Origin of the sequence: Micromonospora sp. CB01531, from assembly GCF_001905095.1 — a bacterium.
Lineage (GTDB): Bacteria > Actinomycetota > Actinomycetes > Mycobacteriales > Micromonosporaceae > Micromonospora.
In genome coordinates, this window is record NZ_LWLS01000143.1 from 1 (window position 1) to 15448 (window position 15448).

13 protein-coding genes are annotated in these 15448 nt (G+C 68.9%); 5 read left to right on the forward strand and 8 right to left on the reverse strand.

Annotated features, from left to right (window positions below):
* Positions 1-277: 277 nt before the first annotated feature.
* From A6A27_RS41635 to A6A27_RS41670, 6 genes are all read right to left on the reverse strand, one after another.
* Entirely contained in the window at positions 278-1045 is a 768-nt protein-coding gene (locus A6A27_RS41635) for a reverse transcriptase domain-containing protein (protein WP_241825721.1), read from the reverse strand.
* 794 nt (positions 1046-1839) lie between these two features.
* Entirely contained in the window at positions 1840-3123 is a 1284-nt protein-coding gene (locus tag A6A27_RS41650) for an SWIM zinc finger family protein (protein ID WP_073840160.1), read from the reverse strand.
* A 4-nt stretch (positions 3124-3127) separates the two neighbouring features.
* Positions 3128-5911 carry a DEAD/DEAH box helicase gene (locus A6A27_RS41655; protein WP_073840161.1) on the reverse strand — a complete coding sequence of 928 codons (2784 nt, stop codon included), beginning with the start codon at positions 5909-5911 and terminating at the stop codon, positions 3128-3130.
* Positions 5912-6221: 310 nt separating this feature from the next.
* Positions 6222-6893, reverse strand: a complete 672-nt coding sequence (locus A6A27_RS41660) for a CatB-related O-acetyltransferase (RefSeq protein WP_075806958.1) — start codon at positions 6891-6893, stop codon at positions 6222-6224.
* Positions 6890-7081, reverse strand: coding sequence for a hypothetical protein (locus A6A27_RS41665; protein ID WP_073840162.1), 192 nt, complete (start codon positions 7079-7081; stop codon positions 6890-6892). Before A6A27_RS41665 ends, A6A27_RS41660 begins: the two co-directional genes overlap by 4 nt.
* 185 nt (positions 7082-7266) lie before the next feature.
* A complete protein-coding gene (locus A6A27_RS41670) occupies positions 7267-7743 on the reverse strand; it encodes a VOC family protein (RefSeq protein WP_241825722.1) in 477 nt (158 codons plus the stop codon).
* 270 nt (positions 7744-8013) lie between these two features.
* Between A6A27_RS41670 and A6A27_RS41675 the strand changes: the two genes are divergently transcribed.
* The 5 genes from A6A27_RS41675 to A6A27_RS41700 all read left to right on the forward strand — a co-directional run bounded on the left by A6A27_RS41675 (position 8014) and on the right by A6A27_RS41700 (position 12684).
* A complete protein-coding gene (locus tag A6A27_RS41675) occupies positions 8014-8784 on the forward strand; it encodes a TetR/AcrR family transcriptional regulator (RefSeq protein ID WP_073840163.1) in 771 nt (256 codons plus the stop codon).
* A gap of 108 nt (positions 8785-8892) precedes the next feature.
* Complete coding sequence (locus A6A27_RS41680; RefSeq protein WP_073840164.1) at positions 8893-9294, forward strand: VOC family protein; 402 nt, start codon at positions 8893-8895, stop codon at positions 9292-9294.
* 147 nt (positions 9295-9441) lie between these two features.
* Complete coding sequence (locus tag A6A27_RS41685) at positions 9442-10017, forward strand: YcxB family protein (protein WP_073840165.1); 576 nt, start codon at positions 9442-9444, stop codon at positions 10015-10017.
* A 230-nt stretch (positions 10018-10247) separates the two neighbouring features.
* Positions 10248-11458 (forward strand): IS3 family transposase gene (locus tag A6A27_RS41695; RefSeq protein ID WP_143194457.1). Its coding sequence is split into 2 segments (ribosomal slippage): positions 10248-10548 and positions 10548-11458, totalling 1212 coding nucleotides; the frame shifts between segments, so codons are not numbered across the junction.
* A gap of 404 nt (positions 11459-11862) precedes the next feature.
* Positions 11863-12684, forward strand: coding sequence for an alpha/beta fold hydrolase (locus A6A27_RS41700; protein ID WP_073840168.1), 822 nt, complete (start codon positions 11863-11865; stop codon positions 12682-12684).
* 384 nt (positions 12685-13068) lie between these two features.
* Here A6A27_RS41700 and A6A27_RS41705 read toward each other — a convergent pair whose 3' ends face one another.
* Entirely contained in the window at positions 13069-13482 is a 414-nt protein-coding gene (locus tag A6A27_RS41705) for a hypothetical protein (protein WP_073840169.1), read from the reverse strand.
* Between the two features lie 270 nt (positions 13483-13752).
* Positions 13753-14787: a nuclease-related domain-containing protein gene (locus A6A27_RS41710; RefSeq protein WP_198940683.1), complete on the reverse strand. Its 1035-nt coding sequence runs from the start codon at positions 14785-14787 to the stop codon at positions 13753-13755.
* Positions 14788-15448: the final 661 nt, after the last annotated feature.

Genomic DNA, 15448 nt, shown 5'->3' on the forward strand with positions numbered 1-15448 from the left:
CAGCACGGGCAGGCCCCCGCCAGGCTCATCCCGGGGCAACAACTGGACCCCGGTTTCGGTCATCGTCGATACGCTTACGACACTTCCTCAGCGGTTCACTCACGTTCGTCTTCTCGGATCCCACCTGACACCTCACCGGGCGCCTTTTCCGCGAGCTCACCACCACGGCTCTTTACCGCAGCAGTTCGCGGTGGTTTGCGACCTCCCCCTGCGCGGGCGATCGCGGAGGGCCCAACCTCCATCACCGGTGCAGCACCGCATCCAAGACCTCCTCCTTCTACATCGGAGCTCCCTTCAGCGCTCGTGGCGCACAGTCGTCCGCGAACCGCACGATGATCACATCGCCGTGCGCGTGGCGGCGTCTCCACCAGTCAACCCACAGGTCGAGGACGTGATGCAGGTACACGTTAGCGAGCAGCGGTGATGCCGATGCCCCCTGCGGTGACCCTTGCTCCGTCGCCGACCAACTCCCGTTCTCGATCACTCCCGCGGCCAGCCACTTGTCGACCAGCCGCAGGACCCGCTTGTCCGCGATCCGGTGCTCCAGAAACTTCCGCAGCCAAACCCGATCAAGCTGGCCGAAGAAGTCGCGGATATCCGCGTCGAGCACCCAGTTCACCTTCCTCCGCTCGATCCCGACCGCGAGGGCGTCCAACGCATCGTGCGGACCACGCCCCGGCCGGAACCCGTAGGAGAAGCCCCGGAAGTCCACCTCGTAGACGGCGTTCAACACCTCGACGACGGCCCGCTGGACGATCTTGTCCTCCAACGCGGCGATCCCGAGCGGCCGAAGCCGCCCATCCGCCTTCGGAATGTAGGCCCGCCTACTTGGCTTCGCCCGGTAGCGCCCCGACTGCACCCGCACGTGCAGGTCCTGAAGGTTGGTCTCCAAGCCCTGCCCATAGTCGGTCCACGTCACCCCATCCACCCCGGGCGCGGCCTGCGGACGAATCGCCCAGTAAGCCGCCCGCAAGCGTCCCAGACTGACGTGGTGCAGCAACGCGGTGAACCGCGCATCCTTATCCCGTCGCGCTACTTCACGCACACGGCCCAGCGCACTGGACGCGTCGGTTCCGGCACTGTGTCCGGGACGCGTTTTGCTGCCCGTGTTCCCCTTGACTCGTCCCCTTCCCTCCCCCACCTCCGCAGCCACGGCCTTGTTCGGCGGGTTCGCAGGTACTACGGAACGATCCGACTGCCCATGCCCGTCCATCTCAGGCGTACCGCCTCAGCGTTCCCTGAACGGCCCACCCATGATCAACTGGGCGAGCGGGCACGGGCCCTCCCGGTTCTCGCGCACGGAGGTTCCGTACATGCCCTGGTTCTCTGACCCCGCGGGGCCCGCCGACAGCTCGCGAAAACGCCCTCGACAGTGTTGCCTTCCGCCTGCGTGACAGCGTGGGCACCCCAATCCCGTTATTTCGAGGCTCAATAGCCCGGCCTGCACGTACCCCTACCAACGCTTCACCGACACCCTCACGGACGCCAGCGCATGGCTCGGGGCCGCCGTGGGTCGCTAGCCCCTTCGACGTAGAGCTCTTCCATCTCCTCCTCCATGCCGGTTTATCCCGGCGCACCACGCACCAACGGACCGGCCGAGGCTGCCCCGCGCAGCCCACCGACACCAGAGCGTGAACACGATCAGCACACCCACCACCGCCGGCCACCGGCCACGAGGAGCCGCACTGGGCGCAGGATTCCATCTCCACGCCCACGCGACCCCACCACGGTGGGAAACGATCCCGGAAACTCAATCCGACTCAGGATCGCTAAGCTGATCAGGGACGCTGTATGGCGTACGGGCCGACCGGCGCGGCGCTGGAAAGCTCAGCCCGCGGTTCAGTCCTTCAGGACGTTGAGCAGCGCGTCGGCCGGGCCGGGGCTGGACGGCCCTGCGGGCCACCACTGCCCGCAGCGGCGGCGGAACGGGTACCAGCGGCCATCGCGACCATAGCGGATCTGCACATCCCGCCCGATGGTCCAGCGGTTGCGCCAGTTCTTCAGCTCCGGCGCGGCGCTGCTGCCCTCCCACGCCTCGCGCAGCGTGTCGGTGGCCCGGGAGACGAGGTCCTTCGGCGGGCTGAAGACCGCGTCGACGGCGTCCACGCCGGCGGGGCCGGCGTACTCCCACGCCTTGATCGCTCGGGGCAGCTCGCCGGCCCGGCCGCTGGCCTCGGCGAGCCGCTTCGCGGCCCGGGAGGGCGGTATCCGCGACGCGAGCCGCACGGCGTCCTGCCAGGGGTCGTGTTCGGGGGCGAGCACCTCTGCGGGGGTGGCGACCAGCAGGCGTCTGGCACGGGACGCAGCGTCCGCGGCGAGCATTCCCAACGCCTCGGCGTCGATGCCCGGCGCATCGTGCGCGGCCAGTAGGGGCGCGAGTGGCATCGCCTCGCCCTGCACGGGCGTTGGCGGCTCGGGCAGCGACGGCGGGGCGGTGGCGTACGCTTCCTCGGCCCGGGTGCCGGTGGCATCCTTTTCCTCGGCGGTGATCGCCCGGCCGGTGTTGCGGGAGCGTAGTTCCTCGATCAGCTCCGGTTCCGCCCGTCCGCGCATCAGTAGCAGCACGAACGGGTCGCGGTCCAGTAGCCAGGACGCCTGGTAGGACAGGGCGGCGGCGTGTCGGCAGGGGTGGTCCCAGGACGGGCAGTCGCACTCGGGCTCCAGGTCGCCGTAGCCGGGCAGTAGTCGCACTCCGGCGTCGTCGGCGGTGTTCACCAGGTCTTGCGGCATGTCCCGGTCGAGTAGAGCGGCGATGTGCCCTGCTTTGGCGGCCACCCTGTCGAGCAGGCGGTCCCATTCGGCGTCGGGGAGGGTGCCGATGCGTATCACCGTGTGGTGCGGGGTGTACTGGTCGCCGTCGTGGACCGGCGCGGAGATCCGGCCCGGGCTCACCGTGATCGACCCGACCTGCCCGGCGAAAGCGTATCGTCGGCCCTTCTTGAGCTGCTGCGGGTCTAGCGCCGTGCGCTCCATCGACTCTATCCAGGAGTTGCCCCACCAGGTGTCGGCGAACTTTCTGCCGATCCGCTTGCCCGGGCCGAACGGCGGGAAGGTGCGGGCCCGCCCGTCGTGCTCGGCTGGTTCGGCGCTGCCGTTCAGCTCGTCGTCGAAGTCGAAGTCCACGTCCCTATTCCTCGTTGGGTAGCTGCACGAGCCGCAGCAGCTCGGCGTCGGACAGTTCGGTCAGGGCGGTCTCGCCGCCGGGGAGCACCGCGTCGGCCAGTTCCCGCTTGGACTCCAACAGTGCGGCGATCCGGTCTTCCAGGGTGTCCTGGGCGATGAGCCGGTGCACTTGCACCGGTTTGGTTTGCCCGATCCGGTAGGCGCGGTCGGTGGCCTGTTCCTCCACTGCGGGATTCCACCAGCGGTCGTAGTGGATGACGTGGTCGGCGCGGGTCAGGTTGAGGCCGGTGCCGGCTGCCTTCAGCGAGAGCAGGAACACGGGTACCGTCCCGGCCTGGAACTGGCGCACCATCTCCTCACGCCGGGGCACCGGCGTGCCGCCGTGCAGCAGCTGCGCCGGCACACCCCGCTCGGCCAGGTGCCGTTGCAGCAGTCGGGCCATCTGTACGTACTGGGTGAAGACCAGGGCAGCGCCGTCCTCGGCGAGGATGGTCTCCAGTAGGTCGTCGAGGAGCTGCAGCTTTTCAGAGCGTCCGGAGAGCTTGCCGTGCGGCTGTTTGAGATAGTGCGCCGGGTGGTTGCATACCTGCTTGAGTCCGACGAGCAGTTTCAGCACCATGCCACGGCGGGCGATGCTGGTCGTGGTGGACCGGATTTCGGCCATCACCTCGTCGACGACCCGGCGGTACAGCATCGTCTGTTCGCCGGTGAGCGAGACCAGGTGGTCGATCACGGTCTTGGGCGGCAGCTCTGGGGCGATGTCGGGGTCGGACTTTCGCCGCCGCACGAGGAAGGGTCGGAGCAGGCGGGACAGCCGCTCGACGCTGGTCGCGTCACGGTCCACCTCGATCGGTCGGGCCCAGCGGGCCCGGAACGCGCCGACCTTGTCCAGCAGGCCGGGGGTGGTCCAGTCGAGGATGGCCCACAGCTCGGAGAGGTTGTTCTCCACCGGCGTGCCGGTGAGCGCGACGCGAGCCCGGGCGGGGATCTGACGCAGCGCCTTCGCTGTGCCGCTGAGCCGGTTCTTCACGTACTGCGCCTCGTCCGCGACCAGCATTCCCCATGGCCGCCCGCTCAGCGCCGAGGCGTCCTGCCGCATGGTGCCGTAGCTGGTCAGCACGAAACCGCCGGCGAGGCCGTCGAGGGAGCGGGCGGTGCCGTGGAATCGGCGGACCGGTACGCCGGGGGCGAACCGGCGGATTTCTCGTTCCCAGTTGCCGAGCACCGATGCGGGACAGATGACCAGGGTTGGTCCGGCGTGAACTGGGTCGGTCTGGCGGCGCAGGTGCAGTGAGATGACGGTGACGGTCTTGCCCAGCCCCATGTCGTCGGCGAGGCAGCCTCCGAAGCCGAGTGAGGTCATCCGTTCCAGCCAGCGCAGTCCGCGCAGCTGGTAGTCGCGGAGAGTGCCGTCCAGTTCGGCGGGGGGCGTCAGCTGCTCCGGGCCGCCTTCCGGCTCGGCGATCCGATCGCGTAGGGCGCCCAGCCAGCCGTCGGCCACCACCTCGACCCGCTCGTCGTCCACCTGGGTGCTGCCGATCAGCGTCGCGGCCAGCGCGTCGTACGCCTTCAGCGGTGGCAGCTGCCGTTCCCGGGCCTTGCGGGCCAGTTCCGGCGCGACCGCCACCCACTGTTCGCGCAGGCAAAGGATGGGCCGCGAGGTGGCGACCATGTCCATCTCTGGGGCGGTCAGCGGCTCGCCGGCGAGGGTGAGCTGCCAGCTTTGGGCCATCGGGGCGGCGGAGCGGAAGAAGTGGGCCACTTCCGGCGGCTGCTCTGGCGGCGATCCGATCAGGACCCGGGCGTGGAGTTCGCGGGACAGCTGCGGCGGCCACTGGACGTCCACGCCAGCCGCCGCGAGCCGCGCCTCGGCCCCACCGAGCAGGTCGACCAGGTCCTCGTCGAGCAGCTCCAGCTGGACCGGGGCGGCCTTGTCGAGAAGCCGCTGAAGCGGTTGCCATGTTGCGGCGGCTCGACGCACCGCGAGCATCGCCTCGAAGGTGGCCCGCTCTCCGAGACCGTGCTCATCACCTTCCCACAGCGCCGCCGCGTCGCTGACCAACGTCGGGTCGGCGAGACTGCGCAGGCGGACCACCGCGGTGAGACCCGTCTCGAAGTTGCCCCGCCCCTCCAGCCGCAGCGCCACCCGCAGACCGGTGTCCACCCCCGTAGAGGCCTCCCGCGCCCATTCGCGCAGGTCCGTCACGGGCTCGGGGTCCAGGCCGGTGAACCGGGCGTCACCGGTCAGCCATGCAGCCGCCGGAGTCCGGGGCAGGGTGTCGGCCACCGCGTCGAGGAATGCCCGCACCAGCCCCTGCGCCTCAGGCAGCACGAGCTGCTCGGCGAAGGGATCGATCGGCACGGCACGGGCCTCAGGGGGCATCGCCGCGGCGAGCGCGCGGACACGCTCCACATCGGAGGCATCGAACGGGCCCACCCGCCAGGCGTCGTACCCGTTCGGGGAGACGCCGGGCAGCAACCGACCGCGGGCGACCAGGTGCAGGCCGGTGACCGCCACAGCCGACCAGAACGCGACGGCGGGCGTGACGTCCTCGTCGCGCAACGCGACGAGGTGCCGGACGGCGTCGCCGACCGGCACGGCACAGACCGGCACCTGCCACGCGGCCACCGGGCCGTCGAGGGGCAGGGCGAGGTCCAGCTCACGGCATTCGCCCAGCTCGTCGCCCTCGTCCGGCACCGCGCCGCCGGCGGGGTCGTAGAAGCTGACCGTGCCGGTGCGGGGTGGGTCGCCCGGCTCGAAGACGACCGCGAACCGCCCGAGTCGCAACCTGTACCTCCCGTTTGTCGACGTGGACGCAGCCGCCGGCGATGCCGCGACACGCGCTACCGTTTTGTCCGAATCATGTAGCCGGGGACTGAGGACACCGAGCCGCACGCCGGCCGGTACGGCTCCGGAACAGCTCACCGGGCCGGTCGCCGACCCGGGGTGAGATACCGTCTGCACGATTTCCCCGCCGGGCACCCGGCGGCCGATGCGGCCACCGCCGACCTGGTGAACCACAGCGCGCCGTCCGGGCCGGTGGTGGCCGCGTACGGCCCGCCGCCACCGGTCGAGCACTCCCCGATCGATACCGTCGTCACAGGTTCTTCTCCAGACCGTTCTCGGCGGCGATGCGGGCGATGTCGGCGGGAGCGCCGGCCATGAGGACGCGGGCGTGCTCGGTGACCAGGTCGACGGGCCAGTCCCACCACGCGGCCCGCAGCAGCCGATGAACGTCGGTGTCGTCGAAGCGCTGACGGATCGGGCGGGAGGGGTTGCCGCCGACGATCGTGTACGGCGCGACGTCGGCGGTAACCACGGCATCTGCGGCGATGATCGCGCCGTCGCCGATGCGCACGCCCGGCATGACCAGAGCGCCGAAGCCGAACCAGACGTCGTTGCCGACGATGGTGTCGCCGCGGCTGGGCATGCCGGCGACGATATCGAGGGTCTTCTCCGTCCACACGCCGCCGAACATGGTGAACGGGAAGGTGGACACGCCCATTGTCGGATGGGAGGCGCCTGCCATGAGGAACCTGGTGCCCGAGGCGATCGCGCAGTACCGGCCGATGATCAGCCGCTCCGGCCCGTAGGCGTAGAGCACGTTGCGGTGCTCGAACTCTGTGGCGCGCTCGGGGTCGTCGTAGTAGGTGTACTCGCCGATCTCGATGGTCGGCGAAGTGATCAGCGGTCGGAGGAAGACCACGCGTGAATGCGCGGCCAGCGGATGGACGGTGGTCGGATCGGGGACCGTCGGATCGGGGTTCACGGTGATGTCCTTTCACGTCGCAGTGGTATGTCGCTGCGGTCGCACGGAGCCTGTCCCGCAGCCCTGAGGATCTCGAGCACGCCGGTGATGGAGACCAGAAGTCTGGCTTGCGGGAGCCAGGGCGGCACCATCGCGACCAACTCCTCCCGCATGCCGACGAAGTGGGCGGCGCCGGTGGTCACGAACATCGCCGCGAGGCCGCGCCGCGGCCGGTCGCGGGCGCGGTTCCCCTGGTCGCCGAGCGGTGGCCAGCCAGACGACCAGGGTGACGACGACCAGGATCAACAGCGGGCGCCATGCGATGTCTCTCCTTCTCGAACGTGTCAGGGTGGCGGTGCCGCCATCACGACGGCACCGCCACTGCGCCGAAGGATCAGCCGGCGTGCTGTGGATCGGGCGGCGAGACCCACTGCACGAGCTGGTAGATCACACCGTTGGGATCGGCCATCTGGAAGTAGCGCTCGCCCCACGGCTCGGTCTCGATCGGGGTGACGATCTCGACCTCCTCCTGCTGCAGCCGCGCGTAGTCGGCGTCGATGTCATCGACGGTGAACACGACCAGCAGCCCATCGGCGCGGCCGGCAGCCGACGCCGGCTTGAACGTCGGCAGCCCGGTGCGCAGGTAGATGAGGTTGAACCCCGCCTCGGGGTGGGCCAGGGAGCAGAATCCGTCGGCGGCCATCACCTCGGTGAAGCCGAGATGCTGCTGCACCCAGGAGGCGGAGGCCTGGACGTCGGGGACGTTGAGTGAGATGGCGGACTCGGTGATGCGCATGCGGTGGGCTCCTGTCGACTCGGTGGACCCTGCGGCGGCCAGGGTGGTGGCGCGGGTGGTCGTGGTGCGGGTCATCGACGGCTCCCTCGTCCGGGTTGACGCCGTTGGTGGGTGCTCCGGCGGGTGACCTGCGACTGAGGGCCGCCCGAGGGGCGGCCGTTCGCGCCGGTGGGCGCGGGGCCGGTGGTCGGTGCCGGACGCGGCATGAGTACCTCCGAGGTGGCGGGACGGGGCATGGCCGATGAACGGTTGCGCAAGCAGGTCTCCTGTCGCAGTAGGCGATCGAGTTTCATTATACATCGTATACCGTACGCCGTACAGGGAAGGTGTGGCAGAATCGTTCCCGTGACCCAGAACCGCACCGGATCAGGTGAGCCCAGCCGCACGCTCGCCCTGCTGTGGGGGGAGCCCTCCGAGACGGCGCGGCGCAAGGGACCAGCCCGATCGCTGACCATCACGCAGGTCGTCGACGCCGCGCTCGCGCTTGCCGACGAGCAGGGCCTGACCGCGGTCACCATTCGCGCGGTGGCCGAGCGGGTTGGAGTCTCGGCGATGTCGGTCTACACCTACGTGCCCGGCAAGCCCGAGTTGCTCGACCTGATGGTGGACGCCCGTTACGCACGAATGACCCGTGCTCCCTGGGCCGGGCAACCGTGGCGCGAGCGGCTCACCACGGTGGCCGAGGCCAACCGGGACCTGCTCACCGCCCACCCCTGGCTCACCGAGGTCGCCGCCCTGAGCCGCCCCCCACTCGGACCGGGCGTGATGGCCAAATACGAACACGAGCTCGCCGCATTCGACGACACCGGGCTCTCCGACGTCGACATCGACGCCGCCCTGACCTACCTGCTCGGGTTCGTGCAGTCGCACTGCCGATCGGCCCACGACGCCGCCCGGGCCACAACCGACACCGCGATGAGCGACGCCGACTGGTGGGCCGCCAACCTACCCATCCTCGCCCGCGCCCTCGACCCCCACATCTTTCCCCGCGCCGCCCGCATCGGCTCCGCAGCCGGCGAAGCGCAGGGCAGCGCGTGGCACGCCGACCGCGCCTGGACCTTCGGCCTCGCCCGCACCCTCGACGGCCTCGCCGCCCTCATCGACGACGCCAGCTGAGGCCGACATGCTTCCTCGCACCCGGGGTGGAGACGAGCGTGGCTGCCTTGACTTCAACCAAGGTTCAGGTTGCAGGCTGATCGTTCTCGTCTGGACGGAGCTATCTGAATGATCGACGCGAAGGTAAATATTCGTCTCGCCCGGCCCACCCGGGACCTTGCGGCGATCGAACGCTTCTACGTGCAGGGGCTGGGACTGAAGGTGCTCTACCGGGCTACGGGCGACCACGGGAAGCATGACCTGCTGATGCTGGGCTGGCGCGAGGCGTCATGGCATCTGGAACTGGTCGCGGGCTCAAACCTCTCCGTGCAACCGACACCGACGGCTGAAGATCTACTGGTGCTCTATCTGTCCGAACCGATCGACGACGCGCTCGTGGCCCGCCTTGAAAAGGCCGGCGGCAAGCGCGTCTCGCAGGGCGCGTACTGGGATCGGTGGGGTATCACGGTCGAAGATCCGGACGGTTATCGCCTCGTGCTGTCCAGCCGCTCCTGGTCCAACGCTGAGTAGTCCCCAGCCCGCCTCCCACCGGGAACAACACTCACCTGTTCGGCATAAGCGGACGTGTTGCCAGTCCGAGGCAAGCGCATCGCCAGCCGACCTGGCACGAATCTGGCACGCCGATCCACCCAGCCGCCGGAAGTACACTGCCCTCTCATGTCATCCGAGCAGGTCACCGTCGGCCCGGTCGAACTCAGCTACACCCTCACCCAGGACGACTGGCTCGACGGCTTCGTCGCCCACCGGCGCCGCGTCCGGCGTCCCTGGCTGGTCCCGGTACTGTTCGTCGCCGCGCTCGTCGGGCTCCTCCTCGGGCTCCTCTCTTCTGACGGCTCCCGGGCCATGTCGGCGGCTGACCTCGCAGCCCTCGCCACGGTGGCGCTCGTCGCCATCGGGCTCGGTTTGCTGCTGTTCCGGCTCCTCGTCGCCGCCCGCTGGATCTATCGCTGGCAGGTACGCCTGCTCATGCGCGGGAATCCCTGGCTGTCCGAGCCAATCCGAGCCACCGTGGATGACACCGGGTTACGTCTCAGCAGCGCAAGCCGGAGCGAAACAGCCGCGTGGTCCCACTACCTGCGGTATGTCGAGACGGACCGGTCGTTCGTTCTGCGCGCGTCTGAGCGGCTTGGTGCGGCGATACTCGTACTGCCGAAGCGCGGGCTGGTTACGGGCGATCCCGCGCCGCTGCGTACGTTGCTCGAAACCCACTGCCACCTGCGTCACACGGTTTAGGGACGGTATAGCGACTGTTGCGCAGAACCTCCTGCTACCAGGACAGACACCGGACCTCTTGCCGGCGCTGCGCTTGATCATTCCGCGCATGCTCCGGGATCTTGGCAAGTCGCCTGTCCACCCCGCTGCGCCGTGGCGCACCATGGTCGCGTGCCAGGGACTTGCCCCCTGGTCCTGGACACTTGAGCCTTGGATCGTGATGGTCCGGGGAGATCAGGAGTCCCTGACAGATGGTGAACAAGCACTACCCCGCAGAGTTCAAGGCCGACGCGGTCGCGTTGTACCGGTCTCGGCCGGGGGCGACGATCGCGCAGATCGCTGACGATCTCGGAGTCAATCGGGAGACGTTGCGTAGTTGGGTGCGGGCCGATGATCGACGCAGGGGCGTAACCGCCGGGTCGGCGGCCTCCGTGGCGGGCTTGCAGGCGTCCGGATCGGTGGAGGACGAGAACGCGGCGTTGCGGCGGCGGGTCCGGGAGTTGGAGGAGGAGCGGGACATTCTGCGGAAGGCGGCCCGGTATTTCGCCGGGGAGACGCGCTGGTGAACCGCTTCCAGTTCGTCGCCGACCATCAGCAGCGCTATGGCGTGAAGCGGTTGTGTCAGATCCTCGGGGTGTCCCGGTCGAGCTTCTACTACTGGCGGTCCACGGCGTCGGCCAGGGCGGCACGAGAGGCCACGGATGTCGCTCTCGTGGGCCGGATCCGGGCGGTGCACGCCGAGCACGACGGCACCTACGGGGCACCGAGGATCACTGCTGAGCTGCACGATGCCGGACTGCGGGTCAACCGGAAGCGGGTCGCGCGGGTGATGCGCCGCTTCGGCGTGCAAGGTCTGCGGTTGCGCCGGCGAACTCGTACGACGGTGCCGGATCCGGCCGCGGCGAAGGCCCCTGACCTGATCGGCCGTGACTTCACCGCCCCCGCGCCGAACAAGCGCTACGTCGGTGACATCACCTACCTGCCGGTCGGTGACCGCGGGTTCCTCTACCTGGCCACCGTCATCGACCTGCACTCCCGGCGCCTCGCGGGCTGGGCGATCGCCGGCCACATGCGCACCGACCTGGTCATCGACGCCCTCCACGCCGCGCAACGCACCCGGGGCAGCCTCCACGGGGCGATCATGCACACCGACCACGGAGCCCAATACACCTCCCGGGCCTTCGCTGCCGCCTGCACGGCGGCAGGGGTCCGGCAATCGATGAGCGCGGTCGGTAGCTCCGCCGACAACGCCGCCGCCGAATCGTTCAACGCCACCTTCAAACGCGAAACCCTCCAAGGCCGCCGCGCCTTCACCGACGAACGCCAAGCACGGCTGACCGCGTTCCGCTGGCTGCACCGCTACAACACCGTCCGGCGCCACTCCCGGCTCGGACAGCAGCCACCGATCACCTACGAGAGGAACGCCCGGCCCGCGCCGGCTACGCTGGCCCCCGCCGCATAAACCCCGTGTCCAGGATCAGGGGTCAAGCCCCCCTGTACGCCACCTGTGGCATTCCCGACGCTGGCGCGCCACCCTGGCTGCCTGGAAGTGGCCGATACCCGTCCATCTCGGCGCGTGCCTACGCTACTTCCGTCTGAGCTCTGTGCAGCACGTCCGCGTTGATCCCGGACGGGTCGAGAGGTCGAGGTAGGGTGCGGCGCTGCGCGTCGGTCGACGCGGCTCGTGGGGTCCTTCCCGTGTTCGCCCGATCCGGACCCATGGTTTACGCACTGCCGCCTAGAATCGGGTAAAGCCGACATCACGGGCGCGAGCTGCTGTACCTCTCTCGCAACTTTTGGGCGGTTCTGCGGTACCGGCCGGTCCGGCCGGCATGCCCAACGGGGACGAATCGGAAGGACAGCGGCATGAGCTACATCACCGCCAAGGACGGCACCGAGATCTATTACAAGGACTGGGGTGCGGGCCCCGTTGTCACTTTCTCCCATGGCTGGCCGCTGAACGCGGACGCGTGGGACGGCCAGATGCTCTTCCTCATGCAGAACGGTTTCCGGGTCGTCGCGCACGACCGCCGTGGTCACGGCCGGTCAAGCCAGGCCTCTGGCGGAAACGACATGAACGGCTACGCAGACGACGTCGCGGCGGTCATCGAGGCGCTCGACCTCACCGACGTCACACTGATCGGGCACTCGACCGGCGGTGGTGAGGTCGCGCGCTACATCGGCCGCCACGGGACGAGACGGGTCGCCAAAGCCGTCCTCATCTCCGCCGTGCCGCCGATCATGGTGCAGACGCCGGACAACCCCGAGGGCCTACCCATCGCCGTCTTCGACGAGATGCGCGCCAACCTGATGAAGGACCGATCGCAGTTCTACCAGGACCTGGCGCAGATGTTCTACGGCGCCAACCGGCAGGGGGCGAAGGTCTCGAAGGGGATCCTCGACCAGTTCTGGCTGTGGAGCATGCAGGCCGGCCTGTTGAACGCTTACGAGAGCATCAAGGCCTTCTCCGAGACGGACTTCCGCGACGATCTCGCCAAGTTCGACATCCCCACGCTGGTGCTGCACGGCGAGGACGACCAGATAGTCCCGGTCAAGGACTCGGCGAGGAAGACCGCCCAGCTCATCGCGAACGCCAAGGACATCTACTACCCGGGCGCGCCGCACGGCATCACGTCCACGCTCCAGGACCAGGTCAACGGTGATCTGCTCGCGTTCCTGAGGAGTTGACCGAGGCGACATAGTCGTTCGGTTCCCGAGCTGGCCAGACCAGGCCCCGCCCCCTCGACGCCTCGCTTACAAGAGGAGCATGCCGCTGGCGCGCCACCCTGGCTGCCTGGAAGTGGCCGATACCCGTCCATCTCGGCGGGTGCCTACGCTACTTCCGTCTGAGCTCTGTGCAGGCCTTCCGGGCGCATCCGTCCTCGTGCGTGACCTCGGTCCGTCGTCCGTCGCTGGCCTTGGCCGGCCTCCGGTGGTTGGGCCCGTTGCTGTCGCCGTTGCTGTCGACAGCCACCGGGGGCAACAGGTTGTCCTCAACGAGTAGGTGTGGAAAAACCCGTTGCGGTCTCCGAGAAAGGGTTGGGGTGCGGGACAGCGCCCCGCCGCTCGTGATCAGCCGTGTGTAGGTGCTTCGAGCCACATGTCGATGCGCGGTTGAGACACCAGCGCTTCTCCCCAGTCGCCGGTCAGTTCCCAGACCTCGGGTCCGTGATCCGCCGCCAGGTGCAGGGTGTCGATGTGGCCGTAGTCGGGCTCTCCTGAGGCATCCGTAGCCGGTGGCGCCATCGACCGGCGGACGTGGATAGCCGCATCGCTCCGCACGGTCAACGTCGCTCTGCGATAGCAGTGCATGTCGCCGCGGCGGGCTAACCGGTAGGCAGGATGCTCCGGCGTGAGTGCGGCGTCGAGCTTGAAGACCACCACGGTCGCGGAGACCTCTACGTCCAAGACCCAGGAGTCCTCCAAGACGACGCCGGCCAAGTCGGAGAAGACCTCGTAGTACTTGCCACCCTCACGTCCTGCCACAGGCCAAGGATGCCTCCCCCTGCAAGTAGCGCTACGGTCGCCGGGATCGTCCGGTGAGCACGAGGCGACGGCGTTAAGAGAAGGCCCCCTCATACCGGTGTTAACGGCGCTGGCGGTGGTTGGAGTTGGAAGCACCGGCTGATCCGTAGCTCGGGGCAGATCAGATGCTCGCGGTTCGGTACGACGTCAACCGGCACTGCTGGGCGTGGTGCCGCGGTCTGCGGTCTGGTGGGTTGCTGTACTTGCGTGCGGTACCGGCGAGGCTGCGGCTCAGGACTGCGGCCGGTCGGCCTTGGTCGTCTGCCAGGTCGTTGATCGTCGGGCCGCCTCGTACACCGCCTCAATTGCGGTCGCGTCGAGCACCTCGGGACGGGCTTGCAGCCACTTGACCAACCGCATCCGGCTGACGACGTGGACGTCGGTGGGTGCCTGCTTGATGACGAGCTCGTCGGCGCCTACCGGGACGACCACCCCGGTGACGACCACCGGCCGCCCGGTTGCCCCGGTCAGGAGCTTGCTCGCCCGTTCGGCCTCGTGTCGGCTGTTGCGAAGATACGGCTGGCGCTGCCCGTTGACCATGAACGTGTTCCCACCGACCCACACCTTCGCACCCCGATGGTGCTTGGCGTTGAGCGAGTAGACGGCGCCTGGCCCGATCACGAGATGGTCGATATCGCTGCCGCGATCCCCGACCGGGATCGCGTGCAGCACCCGCCAGCGAGGATCACGCTTGATCAGCTTGGCGAGCTGGCCGGCGACCTTCTCCTCACCATCGGCACCGACCCGCCAGGCCCGCTCATCGGTATGCACCCCCAGCACCCGCGCCACAAACGTCCGCACCGGCGCCGCCTGCCGCAGTGCGACAGCCTGCTCGCGAGCCTCGGCACCGGCACGGCGCAGCGCCAAGTCCTCCCAATCCTCCACGGCCGCCGCGGGCTCCTCGCCGCCGACCGCAGGCGAGGTCTGCCGCCCACTCGGCCCGATGCCCTCCGGTGGCTTCCCGACATCGACCGCAGCAGGTTCGCGCAGCTGAACAGCAGCCAACGGATCGTCGGACGTCGGCTCGGCGATGGCCGGCGCAGCTGCGACGGGCTGAGTCACCATCACCTCCCCGGCAGTGAGCGATGCGCTCTCCCGCCAGTGCGCGGTCGCGGCCACCACGGCATCCCGGTCAGCGGTTGCCCCCACGTGCATCTCTCCGGACACGAGATCGTGCCAACCAACCCGCACGCCATCAACTGTGGACACGTACAACCGGTCCTTGCCGTACCTACGCCACCGCGTCACCGTCAGTTTGGGCTCCACTCCCGAATGATGCCGCCGTCTGGGCACCGGCGTAAGCGCCAGAAGGCATAACCATCAAGTCCAGCCGGGTGCACCGCCTTGGCGACTCGGACGGCCACTGCCTCGCCGGACCGGCTGCGACCCCCGTCGGGGGGAGCCTGGTCGCGGTTGTCGTTCAGTGTCAGCAGGCATCGTCCTGCTTGCTCAGGCATGATCCGCCAGGCTCTATGCAGGCCGTCCGGGCGCTTCCGTCCTCGTCCGTGACCTCGGTCCGTCGTCCGTCTCTGGCCGCCGCCGGCCTCCGGTGGTTGGGCCCGTTGCTGTCGACAGCCACCGGTGGCAACAGGGTGTCGTCAACGACCAGGCGGTGGCGCAACCGCCGTGCAGGCAGCGACGGGAGCACCGGGCTCCTGGTGCTCGATCTCGTACTGGCACTCGCTACACCGCTCCGGCGGCTCGTGTTCGCGCCAGTCATGCCCACATTCGGGGCAGTCGCCGTACCAGCGTGGTCTACGTCGCGCCTTCATGCCTCGCATTGTCGACCAGCACTGAGCGTCAAGGTGGACCCCCGTCGGGGGGAGGCGGGCACAGGCCGTCGACCGGTGAGATCGAGTGCCAAGCAAGGCTGGATCTCGCCCGGTGCCAGCAGTTACGATCTTGTGCGCAATTGCGTAGAGCCGTG

What these genes read in the sequence shown, in the direction of transcription:
- A6A27_RS41680 (WP_073840164.1), top strand. Translation starts at nt 8,893, where the DNA reads ATGATCGACGCGAAGGTAAATATTCGTCTCGCCCGGCCCACCCGGGAC.
- A6A27_RS41670 (WP_241825722.1), bottom strand. Translation starts at nt 7,743, where the DNA reads ATGACCCGCACCACGACCACCCGCGCCACCACCCTGGCCGCCGCAGGG.
- A6A27_RS41700 (WP_073840168.1), top strand. Translation starts at nt 11,863, where the DNA reads ATGAGCTACATCACCGCCAAGGACGGCACCGAGATCTATTACAAGGAC.
- A6A27_RS41665 (WP_073840162.1), bottom strand. Translation starts at nt 7,081, where the DNA reads ATGTTCGTGACCACCGGCGCCGCCCACTTCGTCGGCATGCGGGAGGAG.
- A6A27_RS41685 (WP_073840165.1), top strand. Translation starts at nt 9,442, where the DNA reads ATGTCATCCGAGCAGGTCACCGTCGGCCCGGTCGAACTCAGCTACACC.